This is a genomic window from Aliterella atlantica CENA595 (genome assembly GCF_000952155.1).
GTDB lineage: Bacteria > Cyanobacteriota > Cyanobacteriia > Cyanobacteriales > Chroococcidiopsidaceae > Aliterella > Aliterella atlantica.
The window spans coordinates 39,757-58,908 of sequence record NZ_JYON01000015.1 but is presented as its reverse complement, the minus strand read 5'-3'; the positions used below and the strand labels follow the sequence as shown (position 1 = coordinate 58,908).

At 42.0% G+C, this 19,152-nt stretch carries 14 protein-coding genes; 11 read left to right on the top strand and 3 right to left on the bottom strand.

Translation table 11 applies throughout. The features are described 5' to 3' along the window. Positions 1-58 precede the first annotated feature (58 nt). On the top strand, positions 59-640 hold the full coding sequence (locus tag UH38_RS25435) for a molybdenum cofactor guanylyltransferase (RefSeq protein ID WP_407640454.1): 582 nt from the start codon (positions 59-61) through the stop codon (positions 638-640). Here the strand turns inward: UH38_RS25435 and UH38_RS14705 are convergent. Continuing rightward, the gene (locus UH38_RS14705; RefSeq protein WP_045055418.1) at positions 544-3,819 is read right to left on the bottom strand and encodes an EAL domain-containing protein; all 3,276 of its coding nucleotides are present in this window, start codon (positions 3,817-3,819) and stop codon (positions 544-546) included. The genes UH38_RS25435 and UH38_RS14705 overlap by 97 nt on opposite strands. Positions 3,820-3,868: 49 nt before the next feature. Continuing rightward, positions 3,869-4,063 (bottom strand): hypothetical protein, encoded by a 195-nt coding sequence (locus UH38_RS26325; protein WP_144405691.1) that lies wholly within the window; start codon positions 4,061-4,063, stop codon positions 3,869-3,871. A gap of 744 nt (positions 4,064-4,807) precedes the next feature. Between UH38_RS26325 and UH38_RS14700 the strand changes: the two genes are divergently transcribed. The 10 genes from UH38_RS14700 to UH38_RS14655 all read left to right on the top strand — a co-directional run bounded on the left by UH38_RS14700 (position 4,808) and on the right by UH38_RS14655 (position 16,388). Further along, a complete protein-coding gene (locus UH38_RS14700; RefSeq protein WP_045055417.1) occupies positions 4,808-5,800 on the top strand; it encodes an ABC transporter substrate-binding protein in 993 nt (330 codons plus the stop codon). A gap of 255 nt (positions 5,801-6,055) precedes the next feature. Continuing rightward, the gene (locus tag UH38_RS14695; RefSeq protein WP_045055416.1) at positions 6,056-7,609 is read left to right on the top strand and encodes a sugar ABC transporter ATP-binding protein; all 1,554 of its coding nucleotides are present in this window, start codon (positions 6,056-6,058) and stop codon (positions 7,607-7,609) included. Continuing rightward, positions 7,606-8,595 carry an ABC transporter permease subunit gene (locus UH38_RS14690; RefSeq protein ID WP_045055415.1) on the top strand — a complete coding sequence of 330 codons (990 nt, stop codon included), beginning with the start codon at positions 7,606-7,608 and terminating at the stop codon, positions 8,593-8,595. The genes UH38_RS14695 and UH38_RS14690 overlap by 4 nt, the downstream gene beginning before the upstream one ends. A gap of 44 nt (positions 8,596-8,639) precedes the next feature. Next, positions 8,640-9,671: a Gfo/Idh/MocA family oxidoreductase gene (locus UH38_RS14685; RefSeq protein ID WP_045055414.1), complete on the top strand. Its 1,032-nt coding sequence runs from the start codon at positions 8,640-8,642 to the stop codon at positions 9,669-9,671. 57 nt (positions 9,672-9,728) lie between these two features. Beyond that, positions 9,729-11,450: an iron uptake porin gene (locus UH38_RS14680; RefSeq protein ID WP_200892446.1), complete on the top strand. Its 1,722-nt coding sequence runs from the start codon at positions 9,729-9,731 to the stop codon at positions 11,448-11,450. 34 nt (positions 11,451-11,484) lie between these two features. Next, positions 11,485-12,537 carry a glucokinase gene (locus tag UH38_RS14675; protein ID WP_045055413.1) on the top strand — a complete coding sequence of 351 codons (1,053 nt, stop codon included), beginning with the start codon at positions 11,485-11,487 and terminating at the stop codon, positions 12,535-12,537. 27 nt (positions 12,538-12,564) lie between these two features. Then, entirely contained in the window at positions 12,565-14,022 is a 1,458-nt protein-coding gene (locus tag UH38_RS14670) for a sugar porter family MFS transporter (protein WP_072044925.1), read from the top strand. A gap of 165 nt (positions 14,023-14,187) precedes the next feature. Beyond that, positions 14,188-14,658, top strand: a complete 471-nt coding sequence (locus tag UH38_RS14665; protein WP_045055412.1) for a universal stress protein — start codon at positions 14,188-14,190, stop codon at positions 14,656-14,658. A 114-nt stretch (positions 14,659-14,772) separates the two neighbouring features. Then, entirely contained in the window at positions 14,773-15,792 is a 1,020-nt protein-coding gene (locus UH38_RS14660) for a LacI family DNA-binding transcriptional regulator (protein ID WP_045055411.1), read from the top strand. 110 nt (positions 15,793-15,902) lie between these two features. Beyond that, positions 15,903-16,388 (top strand): gluconokinase, encoded by a 486-nt coding sequence (locus UH38_RS14655; protein WP_045055410.1) that lies wholly within the window; start codon positions 15,903-15,905, stop codon positions 16,386-16,388. On the opposite strand, the gene UH38_RS14650 is transcribed toward UH38_RS14655, so the two are convergent. Continuing rightward, on the bottom strand, positions 16,385-19,087 hold the full coding sequence (locus UH38_RS14650) for a bifunctional diguanylate cyclase/phosphodiesterase (protein WP_052672393.1): 2,703 nt from the start codon (positions 19,085-19,087) through the stop codon (positions 16,385-16,387). The two genes, UH38_RS14655 and UH38_RS14650, sit on opposite strands and share 4 nt — an antisense overlap. Between the last annotated feature and the right edge of the window lie 65 nt (positions 19,088-19,152).

Sequence of the window (19,152 nt, the reverse complement as noted above, 5' to 3'; positions counted from 1 at the left end):
AACTCAAAACTCAAAACCTTTAAATGGCATCGTCTTGGCGGGGGGTAAAAGTTCGCGGATGGGACAAGACAAGGCTTTGCTTCCAATTGGGGGCGTACCTCTGCTGCGCTTGGTATGCGATCGCGCGATCGCACTTTGCAATCTAGTCTATGTAGTTACACCTTGGCAAGAACGCTATCAGCACGTATTACCAACAGGTTGCCAATTCGTGCGGGAAATATCTATAGTAGACGAACCGAATGCACCAATTATCGGCTTTGCTCAGGGACTTGTGCAAGCTCAAACTGATTGGGTATTGCTGCTAGCTTGCGATTTACCCAGGTTGCAAGTTGAGGTACTGCAACAATGGGCAAGTCAACTAGATAAAGTTAGTGAAGATGCGATCGCCTTTTTGCCGCGCCATGCTAAAGGTTGGGAGCCTTTATGCGGTTTTTATCGTCGCGATTGTTTACCAGGGCTTACAGACTTTATCAGCCAAGGCGGACGCTCTTTTCAGCGCTGGTTGGAGCAACATTTTGTCCAAGAAGTGTCTGCGAGCGATCGTCAGATGCAAATGCTTTTTAATTGCAATACACCTGCTGATGTAGCTAGTTTAGAATCTAAGGTAATCTCTAAGGGAGATGGTCTTGCAATACCATAACCTTGAGCGTAATCAATGCCTAATTCCTGAATTTTGGCGATAATTTCCTTATTTTCCACAAATTCGGCAACTGTCTGAATTTCCATTACACCAGCAAGCCGCACAATTGCTTCTACCATTGCTGAGGCGATTTCATCGTTGACAACTTCTTTGATAAAAATACCGTCAACTTTGACATAATCTACAGGCAAGTTTTTGAGATAAGCAAAAGATGACATCCCACTACCAAAGTCATCTAAGGAAAATTGACAGCCTAGAGCTTTCAATTCTTGAATAAACTGCGCTGCTTTTGTTAAGTTGGTAATTGCTACAGTCTCAGTAACTTCAAAGCAGATTATTGCTGGCGAAATATTGTATTTTACAAATTGCTCTTGCACAAAGCTAATAAAGTTATGGTCGTTGATACTAGCACCAGAAAGATTAATCGAGTATAACCTATGATGAATATCTAAGTTATTTTGTCGCTGTAAATAAGCAAAAAGTGTAGAAATTACCCAGCGATCGATTAGGTGCATCAAATTGTAACGTTCTGCGGCTGGAATAAACGCCATCGGCGAGATAATTTTTCCTGTCTCATCTTCCAATCGCAATAAAATTTCCCAATGTTCTATCGCATCTTTGCTTTGAATTGGCATTATTTTTTGACAATAAAGCTTAAATTTATTTTCGGCTATTGCTTGAGGAATTATAGATACCCATTGCATTTCTCCTTGTTGTTTTGCTAGTTGGCTATCGTCTATTTGGTAAATGTGTATTTGATTTCTACCTTGATTTTTGGCTGCATAGCAAGCTGCATCTGCTGCACCTAGTAAACTAATTAGATTTTGAGTAGTGCTATTAATAGCAACTATACCAATACTGACACCCAAAGCAAAAGTTTTGTCTTGCCAAACAAAGCGAAAATCTTCAATGCGCGATCGCAAATTTTCAGCAATCTTGTATGCTTCTTCTAGCGAGCATTGATAAAGTATAATGCCAAACTCATCCCCACCCAACCGCGCCAATACATCAGTTTTGCGTAGTTCTTTTTGAAATATCTCGCTGATTTGACATAATAAGCGATCGCCTGCTAAATGTCCGCAGGTATCGTTGACAATTTTGAACCGATCTAAATCTAAATAACACAAAGTATGTTCTTGAAGCTGAGTTTGAGTGCTAGCTACTGCTGCTTGCAAAAATTGCTCGAATTGACTGCGATTGTATAATTGAGTTAAAGGATCGTGACTAGCTTGCCATGATAGTTGATGCGATAAACGGCGCGATTGAGTCACATCGCGGAAAATTAAAACATTGCCGATAAAAGAGCGATCGCTATTATAAATTGGTGCAGCGCAATAATCAATTGCAAACTCAGTGCCATTATTAGCAATTAAAAGGATATGATGAGAATAATTACTAGCTCGCTCTCCGCATAGAGATTGTTCGATAAAGTTTGTTACAGGTGCGCCTGTAGTTTCATCGACAATCTTAAAAACCTCTTGTAAAGGCAACCCAATTGCTTCTTCAAAACGCCAATTGGTTATTTTCTCTGCTACTGGATTTATAGATTTGATAATATTATCAGCATTAGTAGTAATAACTGCATCGCCAATTGATTGTAATGTTATTTGAGCGAGTTCTTTTTCTTGAAACAATGCTTGCTCGACACGTTTGCGTTGTTCTATTTCATTAGTGAGTTGTAAATTAACTACTTCAGTAACTTGGGTTTTAATTAATGCTTCTTGAGCTATTATCAAATCGGTAATATCGCGTTGGATTCCCCAAACTCTTACCAAACAATCGTTTTCAATAATTCCCACTATGTTTTTAAAAAATACTTTTTTGTTGCCATGCTTATCAATAAAGTAAGATTCTGCGTTGTCAAGCCTGTACCCAGATTCAATAAAATTTTGGATTAGTTGCTGTAAAGGTAGTTTTGGATACAAATTAGTAATTTTTATTCCAACTATATCTTGAGCGCAACTGTAGCCCATCATTTGGGCGTATATATCATTACATTCAGCTAAATAGGTATGATTATTTAAGTAATAAATTTGCTCTTTTTTTGAGCTATTAATAGCAATAGGACATTCTAATTCGCAGCGCCAGATACCTTCTGAACTTTGAGCCAAAAATACGCGATAGCGTTCTTCACTGCTTTGCAAATTCTGTTGAGACTTCTGCAACTGACGCAGCATTGAATTAATATTATCAGCTAAATGTGCTAGTTCGTCTTTTCCAGATGCTATTACCCGCGCCGAAAGGTTGCCACTAGCACCAACAATACTTACACCATTGCTAAGACGCGCTAAACGAGATAGCACTAATTTTTCTAAAAGTAGTAAAGTTACAGTGCTAAATACTAACCCTACTGCAAATAATAAAGTGCCAACGTAACGCATACTGACTTTGCCTTGCTTGTATACTGCTCTCGGCATCTGTACGCGCAATAGTATGGCAGGTTTACCGTCAACATCTTTGAGTAGAGTGTAACCCGCGATCGCATTTTCATTTAGCGGCTGTACGAAAGGTGTAGAATCGCTAGCTAGTGCTTGATGGGCTAGCTGAAAGTCAGGAGGTATTTGCGAGGAATCGTATCCGTATAAACTAATGTGAAAGTGAGTTTGCTGTGCTAATTGGGCGATATTCAAGTAGCGTCCCATAATCAACGTACCGCGACGCGGTCCTATTCCCGCACTGGTAAGAATATCTCGCCGACTAATTAACATAGGACCATGTGGTAGGAGAATGATTCCCCCTTGCTGTTGGTTTTTTTGTAACAATACGTCATTGTTAGTGATGTATGACTGCAAAACCTGGGGAATTAACCTACTATGCTGGTTATCATCTGACAAGCTGCCGAAAACTAGCTGACGTTCGTTACTTACATAAGCTATCAAGTTTACATTGATGCGTTGGAGTGCTGCATCGATCAGATTTTCTTGAATATAGGTAGAATTGCGATTTTCTATAAATCGATAGGTACTATCCCACTCTGCCCAATCTTCATTCATCAAAGATAGTTTGGTAAGCTTCTCATTGTAGGCATCGACAACTCGCTGGACGTTTTCACGGGTGCTTTGGACTTCTACACGCTCAAATCCCTTCATCAGCAGCGTTGTAGACGTAACGTACATTACTGCGATCAGACACGATAGAGTAATGCTGATTAGTAAAAGTGTCTTTTTGCGTAGCGTCATAGTAGCACCTGCCTTTGGCAAGTGCCAGTTTTAGGTTCTAGCGCCGACTTTACCTTGCTTGTGATGCTAGCAATTTCTGACGGCATATTTGTGATGCAGCTATGCTGTTGTTTTGGGGTTGTGCTGGTGTTATCCAGTAACGAGGAAGAAAGCAAATTTCGCCTCCTATCAATCCAACTTGAATGTAAATAGTTGTTGCTTTACTTATAGTTCCCCGCAAACAGGCGAATTTATCTATCGCCACATAAAATTTTGCCTCCTCTTCTTGGTTTGGCGACAGAATAATCTTTCCAGAAGCTTAATATAAGTTTACGCACAGGTGTGCATAAAGGTGATGAGAAAGTCTATGATGGTTATGCACAGGTGTGCATGAATTAAAAATCTCCTATTTAAAAACATTGAAAAGTAGGAAAATATGGTTTCAGAAGCAAACAATGAGATTCAACAATTTTTAGCAAAATGATGTACTCAATCGGGAAGCTAACGGGCAATTGATAGACTTTGAGCAAGCGAATATAAATGTCAATTGAGGTAGATGTTACAGATAGCCTTAACAATAAGTGGCTGAGATTGTAGCTATTAGCGATCGCTTAAAAATAGAAATATTAAGATAAATGAGCGATTCGTCGATAACCATCCCTAAGATTGATGTTGTGTTTGCTACCAACTATCAAAGTGAGTTAGGGGCAGATTTAGCAACTAGGCAAGCAAGATAAAAGAATTTTTATCCTTCTTAGTGTTGGCGGTAAATCCGACGCACTTTAGTCTATTTGCAACAATTGGTAGTTGCCAAAAAATAGCTAAAAAAGCGGTTTGTTGGTAATATCTTTTGCCAGGAAAAAAGCTCCCACTATGTCAAGATTTCAGCCTAGTTAGTTATGAAAGATTGCATTAATAGCGACAAAGGCTAGTAAATCGGAAGCAATCCAAAATTTTGCTTGTAAACCTCTGCCATTAGGTGTGGGGTGGTAATGACTTGGAGATAAATATGAAAAAAATAGCGATCGCATTTAGTCTACTCGCCCTGACGCTAGTAGGCTGCAATAATACTGCCGAAAATAACGCCTCTCAACCTAGCCCTAATGCTACAGAAGTAGCGAGTAGCGGCAATAAAGATGGAAAATTACGCTCAGTTGGCGTGACTGTAGGCGATTTGAGCAATCCTTTCTTCGTCGTCATGGGCAAAGGTGCAGAAGCCGAAGCCAAGAAACTAGGCGGTGATGATGTCAAAGTTACAGTAGTTTCTAGTGGCTACGACGTTAACCAACAGACTAATCAACTAGAAAACTTTGTTGCCGCCAATACCGACTTAATTATTCTCAATGCTGCTGACAGTCAAGGGATTAAGCCAGCAGTAGACAACGCCAGACGTGCAGGCAAAGTTGTCATTGCAGTAGATACAGCAGTAGATGCAGATGTAGATGCTACCGTTACTACCAACAACGTGCAAGCAGGAGAAGTAAGTTGTCAGTACATTGCCGATCGCCTCAAAGGGCAAGGTAATATAGTGATTGTCAACGGTCCTCCAGTTGCCTCAGTTATCCAGCGAGTCGAAGGTTGCGACAAAGTATTAGCCAAGTATCCTAATATCAAAGTCCTTTCTAGAGATCAAAACGCCGAAGGTAGTAGAGAAGGCGGATTAAGGGTAATGACAGACTTGCTAACTACCTTCCCAAAGATAGATGCAGTATTTGCGATCAACGATCCTAGCGGTACGGGAGTAGACTTAGCGGCTAGCCAAGCCCAACGCAAAGAGTTTTTTATTGTGGGTGTAGATGGTGCGCCCGAAGCGATCAAAGCGATCGCCTCTGAAAATAGCCTCTATGCAGCAACCGCGACGCAAAATCCACGCGGGATGACAGAAACAGCAGTTAGAGTCGGCAATGACATCTTAAATGGCAAAAAGCCGGAAACATCAACTATTCTGCTGCCTGTAACCCTAATTACGCGAGAAAATGTCAGTACCGCTAAAGGTTGGTAAGCAAATGTGTGATTTACAACACAATCAATTTTGAATTAAGAATTGCAAAGTTGAGTTTAATGTGTATCTAGCGGTACATTCGCTCTGTCATTGCTCATATTTACGATTAATGCAGAGCATTTTAGAGTTTTGAGGTGATAAAAGCCTCAAAACTCTCTTCAAGGCGCGATCGCTTTTAAAAACGAAATTTAACGGCGGCAGGTAATAGGTGACAAATACTTATTACCAACTGCTAACTTTCTGCTGGAAATAGTTATGACTACAAACACAGAAACCTTATTTTCCGATGCATCAACTGCTATCCCTGTATTAGAAATGCAAGGAATTAGCAAGCAATTTCATGGCGTACCTGCACTACAAAATGTCAACCTATCTATCTATGGCGGAGAAGTTCACGCCCTAATGGGTGAAAACGGTGCAGGCAAAAGCACCTTAATGAAAATTTTGGCTGGGGCTTATATTGCTGATGGTGGAGAAATTCGCATCAACGGTCAACCCCTGAAAATTACCAATCCAGCGATCGCCAGGCAAGCCGGAATCAACCTGATTTATCAAGAACTCAACGTCGCGCCTAACTTAACTGTTACCGAAAATATTTTTATGGGTAGCGAGTTGCAGCGCGGGCAGTTTTTAGACCGTCAAGGCATGGAAGCAGAAGCCAAGCAGGTACTAGCTAGTTTGGGAGCCACTTTCAAAGCCAGCGATATAGTTGGAACTTTATCAATCGCCGAACAACAGCAAGTAGAAATTGCCAGGGCGCTGAAGGACAAAAGCCGCGTATTGGTCATGGATGAACCAACAGCAGCCTTATCTGACCGCGAAACCGAGCGTTTGTTTGAAGTAATTCGCAAACTGCGCCGTGACGGGATTGCAATTATTTACATCAGCCATCGCATGGAAGAAATCTATGCCTTAGCAGATCGAGTTAGCGTCCTGCGCGACGGTCAATATATCGGCAGTCTATTGCGGGAAGAAATTTCGCCGCAAAGATTGGTGCAGATGATGGTCGGTCGGTCGATGCAAGATTTTTACGAACATCAACGCCAACTGCATCCAAGTTCGGTAGTGTTGGAAGTGAGAAATATCGGCGACGGACGCAAAGTAGATGGTGTTAGTTTTGAACTGCGTGCTGGCGAGATTCTGGGACTGGCGGGGTTAGTAGGCGCAGGACGAACAGAAGTATCGCGGCTAATTTTTGGCGCAGATCCAAAAGTTAGCGGTGAAATCTTGCTTAATGGCAAAAAAGTAGAGATTAATTCTCCTAGCGATGCTATCAATGCCGGAATTGGTTACGTGCCAGAAGATCGCAAAGATCAAGGCTTGTTTTTAGAAATGAGTTGCCGCAAGAATATTGCCCTTAATACCCTCAAGCGAGAAGCCAAGGGGGGAATAGTTAATTGGGGTGCAGTCAATCAGTTAGCCAAAGGTGCGGTAGAAAACTTCAATATTCGCCTTGCCAATTTGGAACTGAGGGCATTGGATCTTTCTGGTGGCAATCAGCAAAAGCTACTACTAGCAAGGTGGCTGGCAATTAAACCCCAAATCCTGATGTTAGACGAACCAACACGGGGCGTAGATATCGGCGCTAAGAGCGAAATTTACAAAATTATCAGCGAACTTGCCGCCCAAGGAGTCGCTATTTTGATGGTTTCTAGCGAATTACCAGAAATTGTCGGCATGAGCGATCGCGTTTTAGTCATGCGCGAAGGGCGTTTAGTTGGCGAACTCGACGATAGCCCTGAGCAAAAGATTACTCAAGAAAATATTATGCAATATGCCACAGGAGCGGCGGAGGTACAAGCAGTATGAGCCAAGTTGCCGATAAGCGAGTTAGTCAGCAAGAAAAATCGCGCAAGCGCAAATCAGTTAATACTCTGCTCCAAGTTGCAGGTATTTTGCCGATATTGATCTTAATTTGCGTCCTGTTTTCTTTTCTCAGTCCTAATTTCCTTACACCCAACAACCTTGTCAATATATTTCGCCAAGCATCAATCAATATTGTGCTGGCAACTGGAATGACATTTGTTATTCTCACTGGCGGGATTGACTTGTCGGTAGGTTCAATTTTGGCTGTCTCGGCGGTAGTTTCTGTACTGGTATCGTTAATTCCTGGTTTGGGATGGGCGGCGGTATTAGCAGGCTTGCTGGTAGGGTTAGCTTTGGGCTTACTCAACGGCGCTTTGATTACCTTTTTGGATGTGCCACCGTTTATCGTTACGTTGGGTTCGTTGACTGCTTTGCGCGGTGCTGCCTTTTTGATTGCTAATGGCACAACAGTTTTTAACCGCGATTTGAATTTTGCTTGGGTGGGTAATACTTATTTAGGTCCCTTACCTTGGCTAGCTGTCATTGCTTTATTGACTGTAGCTATTAGTTGGTTTGTGCTGAGGCAAACTGTACTAGGCGTACAAATTTATGCTGTAGGTGGTAACGAAAGGGCAGCGCGACTTACAGGGATTAAAGTCAATCGCGTGTTGCTGTTTGTCTATGGCGTAAGTGGCGCTCTTGCAGGTTTGGGCGGCATTATGAGTTCTAGCCGTCTATTTAGCGCTACTGGGACTTTGGGACAAGGTTATGAATTAGATGCGATCGCTGCTGTAATTTTGGGTGGAACTAGCTTTACAGGCGGTGTTGGCACTATTGTCGGCACGCTTTTGGGTGCGTTAATTATTGCGGTGCTTAATAATGGTTTGACGCTTTTAAATCTGTCTTATTTCTGGCAGTTAGTTGTCAAAGGTTTAGTAATTATTGTGGCGGTAATTATTGATAGACTCCGCCGACGTTCGCGCCGCTAAAACAATGCTTGCATTCATCCCAAGTCTTTATTTCTGCCATACAGATGAAAACTATTAACACGGCTCTTTGTGCGTACGGTTTATCGGGAAAGATATTTCATGCACCTTTCCTCGATTTACATCCTGGATTTCAAATAGCTGGGGCTTGGGAAAGAAGCAAAAAGCTAATTGGGCAAGATTATCCTACTGCAAAAAGCTACCCCGATCTGCAAGCGCTGCTAGCTGATGAGGAAGTAGAGCTAGTTGTAGTAAATACACCAACTTATACCCATTACGACTATGCTAAAGCCGCCTTAAAAGCAGGCAAACACGTAGTAGTAGAAAAAGCTTTTACTACTACAGTGGCTCAAGCCGTAGAACTCCAACAATTAGCTCTAAAACAAGGCAAAAAATTATCTGTATATCAAAATCGGCGCTGGGATAGCGACTTTCAAACAGTAAAAGCGATCGTTCAAAAAGGTGTACTTGGAGATATTATTGAAGCAGAATTTAGTTTTGAAAGATACAAACCAAATCTCAATTCCAAACAACATTTAGAAACTCCAAATCCAGGCGCAGGAATACTCAAAGACTTAGGTCCGCACATTATAGACCAAGCTTTATATTTATTTGGAATGCCTGATGGTGTTTATGCTGACTTGCGGATAACAAGAAAAGAATCGCAGGTAGAAGATTATTTTGCAGCAATTTTATATTACGAAAAACTGCGCGTAAGACTAAAAGCAAGTTTTTTAGTGTGCGAACCTGCACCTGCTTACATATTACACGGTACAAAGGGTTCTTTTTTAAAAAATAGGACTGATAAGCAAGAAGAAAAGTTGCGTGCAGGGATAAAGCCAAATACTGATGATTGGTATACTGAACCGGAAAGCAATTATGGATTATTACATACAGAAAAAAGAGAAAAAATTAAAAGTTCAAAAGGTAGCTATTTGGAGTATTACGACGCGATGTATAAAGCAATTGTAGAAAATTGTCCAGTTGCCGTTACTGCCGAAGATGGAGTTAATGTGATGCGAATTATTGAAACAGCTATCCAAAGTAGTAAAGAACAAAAGCTAATTAGAGCAGATTAACTTTTGTTATTTTGACTTGACAAGATAAGTAGATTATTAATGTTTAGTGGAGGCGTGATGAAAGGACATTTACTAACAACAACAGCCCTTGTTTATACAGGATTGATTTGCAACTTAGGTAATTTTAGTCCAGCGATCGCGACAGAAGCAGGAGAACAAAGCGAGCGACGCAATACCGAATTAATTAAATCATTGCGATCGCCAGATCGAGTTGCATCCAACAACTATTTAGCCCAAGCAGAAGTACCAACAACTACCCCACCTAGCAGTAACGAAAATTCTATGGGGCAAGTTACATCTGTTTCTCAGCTATCAGACGTACAACCGACTGATTGGGCATTTCAAGCATTGCAATCTCTAGTCGAACGTTACGGCTGTATTGCTGGTTATCCAGATGGTACGTATCGCGGCAATCGGGCTTTGACTCGCTACGAATTTGCCGCTGGCTTGAACGCTTGTTTAGACCGAGTAAACGAGCTAATTGGTACAGCTACAAGTAATTTAGCAACCAGAGAAGACTTAGCAACATTGCAGCGCTTGCAAGAGGAATTTGCTACCGAACTTGCAACTATACGCGGGCGCGTTGATAATCTTGAAGTCGCTACAGCCGAACTAGAAGCCAATCAATTTTCTACTACGACAAGACTCAATGGTGAAATTGTAGTTGGTGTAGTCAGCGTCCTTGGTGGGGAAAATGCCAACGGCGAGTCAATTGACAGAGTTCCTACCTTAAGCCAACGAACGCGACTCAATTTAGATACCAGCTTTAGCGGTAGAGACTTACTCACAACTCGCTTGCAAGCCAACAACGTTACGCCTTTAGGCGGGACAAATAGCGGTCCATTACTTACAAACGAAGGTCGCGTAGAGTTTGACGGCGATAGCGACAATGAATTTGGTTTAGGACTGTTGCGGTATCGTTTTCCTATAGGCTCTCGAACTAATTTCTACCTGGCGGCTACAGGCAACGGTTTTGTTGACTTAGATGCTTCCGCGCAATTAAACCCTTACTTTGATGGCGGTGCAGTTTCGCTATTTGCCTTGCGTAACCCTATCTACAACTACTCTGGAGGTTCTGGAGTTGGATTGAGACACTTTTTTAGCGACAGCATAGAACTCAATTTAGGCTATTTAGTCCCTAGCAACACAGCAGCAACACCTACAGAAAAAAATGGCTTATTTGACGGCGTGTATGCAGGTTTGGCGCAAGTAATTATTAGTCCTAGCGATCGCTCTAAAATCGGTCTAACTTATATCAACAGCTATAGCCCTTCTTTCTTTACTACAGGCGGTGGCATAGATCCTGAGTTAAATCCTGACTTTATACCTTTTGGTACGAGTACGGGCAGCAATTTATCAAATACTAACTTTGGCAGAGCAGTATCTACCAATGCCTACGGTGTGTCGGGAACTTTCGCCCTCAGCCCTAATTTTTCTATTGGTGGTTGGGTAGGCTACGCCAACCAGCGCTACATAGGTAGAGGCGATGCAGAAGTTTGGAACTGGGCAGTTACCTTAGCTTTTCCTAATTTGGGCAAAGAAGGCAATCTCGGCGGTATTTTAGTCGGCATGGAACCCAAGGTGACAAATATTGACAGTACCTTAAACAACGGTCAAGCAGACCCCGATACATCTTTGCATTTGGAGGCTTTCTATAGATATCAGATATCTGACAACATTCAAATTACCCCAGGAGTAATCTGGCTAACTGCGCCCAATCACAATGCCAACAACGAAGATGTTGTAATTGGCGTACTCAGAACAGTATTTAGGTTCTAGGTGCAATTTTAGCAATATTTAGAGAGCAATAAAAATGACCATTCTACTTGCAGGAGACATTGGCGCTACTAAAACAATTTTACGGTTAGTGGAGTCGCAAGCAACTTCAGGCGATCGCCAATTACCCAACCAAACTACTTTGCACGAGCAAACCTACCCCAGTCAAGAATTTGCCGATCTAGTACCGATGGTAGGCAAATTCTTAGGCGAGGCACAACAACAAGGCAGCCAAATAACTCCCGAAAAAGCTTGTTTTGGCATTGCAGGTCCCGTTGTCAACAATACCTCCAAGCTAACTAACTTAAATTGGAACTTAGAGGCAAGTCGCTTAGAACGGGAGTTGCAAGTCGCCCAAGTTGCGCTGATCAATGATTTTGTCGCCGTAGGCTATGGAGTTTTAGGTTTATCCGAGGAAGATTTGCATACATTACAGCCAGGTACACCTAATACTGATGCCCCAATTGCCGTAATTGGTGCAGGTACGGGGTTAGGGCAAGGTTTTGTTATTCCCCAATCGGGAAGCTACCGCGTGTTTGCCACCGAAGGCGGACATAGCAGCTTTGCCCCGCGAACCCAATTGGAATTTGATTTGTTGCAATACATCTTAGAGAAAAACAACATCAATCGAGTTTCAGTCGAGCGAGTAGTTTCTGGGATAGGGATTGTGGCGATTTACCAATTTTTGCGCGATCGCAAAATCTACCCAGAATCTTCCTCCTTAGCCGAAGTCTACAAAACTTGGGAACGCGAGATTGGGCAAGCAGAGAAATCTGTCAATCTTGCAGGGGAAATCTCCAAGGCTGCTATCAATAAGCAAGATGCCCTCGCCCAAAAAACGATGGAAATATTCATCGAAGCTTATGGCGCAGAAGCCGGAGACGTAGCGCTGAAATTTCTGCCCTACGGCGGACTTTACATCGCTGGAGGCATTGCCGCCAAAAACTTGCCCCTAATGCAACAAGGCAATTTTCTCCAAGCATTCTTAAGCAAAGGACGGATGCATTCTCTATTAGAGCAAGTTCCCATTCACATAGTTTTAAACCCGCAAGTGGGATTAATTGGTAGCGCATTACGCGCCGCCCAGTAGAGACGTAGCACTGCTACGTCTAAAAAAATGGGGCGCATCCAAATTGCGCCCACACAGTTCAAAAAACACATTTACAACTCTACTATGTCTACAGTTACCGAACGTCGCAAAACAAACACTTTTTACGTCATTTTAATCGCTGGTGCTGCCGCCCTCGGTGGCTTCTTATTCGGCTTTGACACTGCCGTCATTAACGGCGCAGTCACAGCCTTAGCCAACACCTTCAACGCCAACAGCGTGCAAACAGGGCTTGCCGTATCCCTAGCCTTACTAGGTTCTGCAGTTGGAGCCTTTTTCGCTGGGAAAATTGCCGATCGCTACGGTAGAGTCAAAGCTATGGTAGTAGCTTCGGTCTTGTTTACCATTAGTGCTATTGGTTCCGGTTTACCCTTTACAATTTGGGATTTTATCTTTTGGCGGGTACTAGGCGGGCTAGCAGTTGGCGCAGCTAGTGTAATTGCCCCTGCTTATATTGCTGAATGCTCTCCAGCAAATTTGCGGGGTAGGCTAGGCTCGTTGCAGCAATTAGCAATTGTTGTGGGCATTTTTATTGCTTTACTATGCAACTACTTTATCGCCGTCTCCGCAGGTTCGGCGGAAGCTCCATTTTTATTTGGCATAGCTGCTTGGCGCTGGATGTTTTGGACAGAAATTCCTCCTGCTATTTTGTACGGAATGGCTGCTTTAATGATTCCCGAATCTCCCCGCTACCTAGTTGCTCAAAATCGGGAGCAAGAAGCTGCTAAGGTGCTGCATAAAATTATTGGCGGTAATGTCTTAGAAAAAATCAATGAAATTAGGCATACAGTATTGCAAGAGCGCGAGCCAAGATTTTCTGACCTTTTAAGCAGAAGAGGCGGACTGTTACCGATTGTTTGGTTGGGAATTGGCTTATCTGTATTTCAGCAATTTGTCGGTATTAACGTCATCTTCTACTACAGCAGCGTTTTGTGGCGAGCGGTAGGTTTTTCCGAGCGAGATTCTTTGTGGATTACGGTAATTACTGGAGCAGTAAATATCATTACTACTTTAGTTGCGATCGCTTTTGTCGATAAATTTGGTCGCAAGCCTCTGTTGCTGCTAGGTTCCTTGGGCATGACGCTAACGTTAGGAACCCTAACGTCTATCTTCGCCAACGCCGCCCTCGATGCTGCTGGCAACCCTACACTCACAGGTTCGGCAGGGATTACAGCCCTAATAGCTGCTAACCTCTACGTGTTCTGCTTTGGTTTTTCCTGGGGTCCTGTAGTTTGGGTGATGTTAGGCGAAATGTTTAATAATCAAATTAGAGCCGCAGCACTAGCGATCGCAGCTTCAGTACAATGGATCGCAAACTTTATCATCTCCACAAGTTTTCCGCCTTTACTCCAATACTTTGGGCTAGGTTCTGCCTATGGTTTATACACAACTTCAGCAGCTATCTCGTTCTTTTTCGTCCTCTTTTTGCTCAAGGAAACCAAAGGAATTGAGCTAGAAGATATGTAAATGACAGTGACCAGTGACCAGTAAACAGTGACCAGTTAATATTAGCTAGTGCTTTTTATCTGGTCGCTGCCAAGTTTCCTGATTTGCTTGAATATAGTTGTGAGGATGAAACTTAGTCGGTTTATTTAAAAATCTTGAGTTTTAATAGGCTTGGAGGCGAAAAGTATGTTTCAAAAGATTTTGGTTGCAATCGATACCTCAGAAATTGGCAAGCAAGTATTTGAGAGCGCTATTACTTTAGCAAAGGCAACAAATGCCAGCCTCATGCTCTTACACGTCCTTTCCAGCGAGGAAGAAGGTAGTCCTTATATGCCGATTATATTTTCCGGTATGGGCTACGCGGGTGGTGACAAAATTATCGAAAACTATCGCCAAGAATGGGAAGCATTTGCCCAGCAGGGTTTGGAGTTACTCAAGTCGCGTCAACAAGCAGCAACCCAAGCAGGAGTACAAGCAGAATATACTCAACGCCCTGGTACTCCTGGTAAAACTATTTGCGACTTTGCCCAATCTTGGGAAGCTGATACCATTGTTATCGGACGCAGGGGGCATTCGGGCATGAGCGAACTATTTCTTGGTAGCGTTAGTAATTACGTCCTTCATCATGCCACTTGTTTTGTCTTAGTTGTGCAGTAAAAATAAAGGGTAAAGGGATTTTACCTTTACCCTGAGTATTAATAAGGGCGATCGCTCAACTATTAGATCGGCATTAAATATAACTTGTTTATGCACACGTGTGCATTTACGCAAATGAGTAAGCGGCGAATTTCAATCCAAGACATTGCTCGTAGAGCAGGCGTTGCTCATACTACAGTTTCCCGCGCTTTGCGAGATAACCCCTCAATTAGCCCTAAAGTGCGTGAAGAAATCAAGCAATTGGCGCAGGAGATGGGCTACGTACCTAATGGAATTGCCCAAAGCTTGCAAAATCAACGAACTAATACAATCGGGGTAGTAGTAACATCCATTGCCGATCCTTTTTTTGCTGAGGTAGTAGAGGGCATCGAAAAGATTGCTCAAGCAGCAGGGTTAAGTGTACTGTTAAGTGCATCTCATCAAGATGTCGAGCGGGAAATCGCAGCTATAAATAATTTCCATCGCCGCAGAGTAGATGGAATTATAGTAGCCGACTCGCATATTAGCAAACAGCATTTACAACAAATAGCTGAAATTGCCGTACCAACAGTTTTGCTCAACAGCCAAACTGAGGAATTAGCTCAATTTCAGTTTGTTAGCATAGACAATCTGCTAGGAGCGCAATTAGCAGTAGAGCATTTAATTCAACTCAAACACACTGCAATAGGATATATCGGTGTCAGCAATCGCACCAGATCGAACCAGCAGCGCCTTGAAGGATATCGCACAGCCTTAATAGCAGCTAATTTGCCTCAAAATAGCGATTGGGTGGCAATTAGCAAAGCAGAATACACCACAACCAGCGATGTCGATACTGGTTTGCAGATGCTATCTGGGCTAATTAATGCCGGAGTAACTAGCATCTTTTGTTATAACGACATGGTAGCAATTGGCGCTCTATTAGCCTGCCAAAAATTAAGTATTAGCGTACCGCAAGAATTGAGTTTAGTCGGGTTTGATGACATTGCTTTAGCCCGATACGTTACGCCGTCACTAACAACCGTCCGTCAGCCAATGCTAGAAATGGGTTGCTGTGCGGCACAAATGTTGCTCGACTTATTACAGGAAAAAAGTGTTGAAAATCGCGTTTTATCTCCATTTCTAGTTGCGGGGGGTAGTAGCAGACAAATCTAGAAACGTAGCGATGTTATGTAGAAACGTAGCGATGCCATGTAGAGACGTAGCACTGCTACGTCTCTACCGCTAGGTAATATGGTTTATTAACCAACATATTTTTCCTAAAAATGATTGTTATCGTCATGGGCGTTTCTGGATCGGGAAAAACCACAATAGGCAAACAACTAGCCGCCTCTTTACAGTGGGAATTTAGAGATGCAGACACCTTCCACTCGCCAGAGAACGTAGAAAAGATGCGACGCGGTATTCCTTTAAGCGAAACCGATCGCCTACCTTGGTTAAAATCTCTGCAAACAGCGATCGCCGAATGGTTGCAAGCAGATAAAAATGTCGTGCTAGCGTGTTCGGCTTTAAAACAAAGTTACCGCCAATATCTAATGCTAGATAGCGATCGCGTTAAGCTAGTTTACCTCAAAGGCTCGTATCAACTAATCTACAAGCGCCTACAAATGCGGCAGAATCATTATATGTCTGCAGAACTGCTTAACAGCCAATTCGATTTACTTGAAGAACCAGCCGATGCTATTAGCGTAGATATTTCCGCACCGACTCAAGTTATATTGCAAACAATTGAATCTGCTTTAAAACTTTAGTTGATATTGAAAAAGCTAGGTTGTGAAATTGCATAACCTTGAGCGTAATTAATGCCCAAATCCTGAATTTTAGCTAAAATTTCCTGATTTTCTACAAATTCAGCAATAGTTTCAATACCCATAACTGCAGCAATGCGGCTAATTGCTTCTACCATTTCCAAAGCGAGTTTATCGTCAACAATTTCTTTAATAAAAGAACCATCAATTTTGACGTAATCGACAGGCAAAGTTTTGAGATAAGCAAAAGATGACATTCCACTACCAAAATCATCTAAAGCAAACTGACAACCTAAAGATTTAAGCTTATGAATAAATTCAGCAGCTTTAGCTAAGTTAGTAATAGCGACAGTTTCAGTAATTTCAAAACAGATAATTCCTGGCGGGATACGAGTAGTTGCAAATTGTTCTTCAACAAAGTGAAAAAATTGCTCGTCATTGATGCTAGCACCAGAAAGATTTACAGCATATAAGCTAGGTAAACTTTCAATTTGACACGTCTCCCAAGTAGTTTGATATTGCTGTTTTAGATGAGCAAATAGTGTAGCAATCACCCAGCGATCGATCTGCTGCATCAGATTGTAGCGTTCTGCGGCAGGAATAAACGCCATCGGTAAGACTAAATTACCACTTTCATCTTCAAAGCGTATAAGCACTTCGTAATGTTCTTGCTTAATCCCGCTTTGCTCGACTGGGATAATCTTTTGATAGTATAAACGGAATTTATTATTGGCGATCGCTTGGGGAATAAGCGCTCCCCAATGCATTTCGCCTAGTCTTTGCGCTAATTCGCGATCGTTATTTTGGTATATATGAACTTGATTTCTGCCTTTATTTTTAGCAGCATAACAAGCAGCATCAGCAGCACTTAATAAACTATCTAAGTCTTGAGTATCAGCATTAATAGTAACTAAGCCAATACTGACACCAATAGCAAAGGATCTATTATCCCAAGTAAAAGTAAATTGATAAATATGTTCTCTTAACTTCTCCGCAATTTTTATTGCTCTTTCAATTGGGCAGTGATAGAGTAAAATGCCAAATTCATCGCCACCTAAACGTGCTAATGCATCAGTTTTACGCAACCCTGCTTGGAATAAACTGCTAACTTGACGTAATAATTCATCCCCAGCTACATGACCGCAAGTATCATTAACAATTTTAAAATGATCGAGGTCTAAATAACATAAAGTATGCTGGTGTCCGCTCTCTTGAGCAGAACTTAAAGCTTGAACTAACTTTCGTTCAAACGATCGCCTATTAGGTAATTCAGTGAGCGGATCGTGACTCGCTTGCCAAGATAAAAGTTTTTCACTTTCCCGCAATGCAGCTTCGGCAACTTTGCGATCGCTAATATCGCGCACTACAATACATAATGCATCTTTCTCTTCATAAGCAATCGCATTAGCACTAAATTCTACATCAATTGTCCGCTCTTCTTTGCAGCGAAATTGCCATTCACCTGTTAACGGCTCGTTCGTACCAGCAATATTATTAATAGCATCTTCGATATTATGGCGCTCGTCAATTACAACATCGTAAAGCGTCATATTTCTCAACTCTCGAAAAGAGTAGCCGAGCAAATTTTCAAAGGCGGCATTAGTTTCAATAAATGTTTTGACTTCGCTATCAACTAATACAATTCCTTCGGAAGCTTGCGTTACTACAGCCCGATAGCGTTGCTCTCTTTCTTGACGCTCGTAATAAAATAATAGCAATCTTTCCAAAAGCGGCAGCATAATGCCACTAAATACAAGTCCTACTCCTAAAACAGACAAGGAAAGATAGCGCAAGCTCCTTTGGCGTTGGTTATAAATATTTCTGGGAATATCGACTCTTAATATTGCTGCAGGTCGGTTATATATATCATTTAATAAAGTATATCCGGCAATAATATTATCGTTCAAGGGGTTAATTAACAGCGAATTCTGCGGCGATAAATTTCTGCTAGCGGCTGCAAAATCAGCAGGTAGTTGTTTCTGGTTTGCTTTATAAATTGTCAAAGATAAACGAGTTGACCTAGCTAACTTTTTGATAATTGTTTCATCTATATACCGCCCAAAAATCAAACTACCGCGTACTGGTCCTGTACTACTACTGGTTAAAATTGGGCGTGAAGAAACTAGCATCAAACCTTCAGGTAATACTACTATACCTGCCAAACTATTTTTAGGATTAGAGCGGCGCAAAAGAATGTCATTTTCGGCAATCTGTTCTGTAATAGCTGTAGGTATTGCAGTTTTGCGTTTAGTTTGACGGTTGAACCCAGTACCGTAAACAATTTTGCCAGCAGAGTTGACGTACAACGCTATATTCACCCCTAACAAGTCAAGTTGCTCGGCTGTCATATTTGACTTGATATACTGCTGGTTGCCATCAGCAATAAAGGTATAAGTATCGTCCCAGGAAGACCAATCACCGTATCCGGCAGTAAAATCCTCTTGATATTGAGTAAAAAGACTTAAAACTCCAGTAACTACTTGACGAGTATCCTCTTCTTCTACCTTTTCTAAGCTGCCTGATAATACAGTTGAAGATGCAACGTACAATACACCAATCAAAGCCGTCAAAGTTAAACCAAATATCAACCGCGTTTGTCTACGCAGGTGTTTAGACTTAGCTTTTGCTTTTCTGGCAGTATTTGCGAGACTCACACTATTATTGGTATTGGTTTGTACGGGTCGCGTCTTAAGTTTATTCACACTTGTAGCGGCTGAATATCCATAAGTGTATCTAGCTTATGTTATAGCAGGCGCGAAAAGAACAT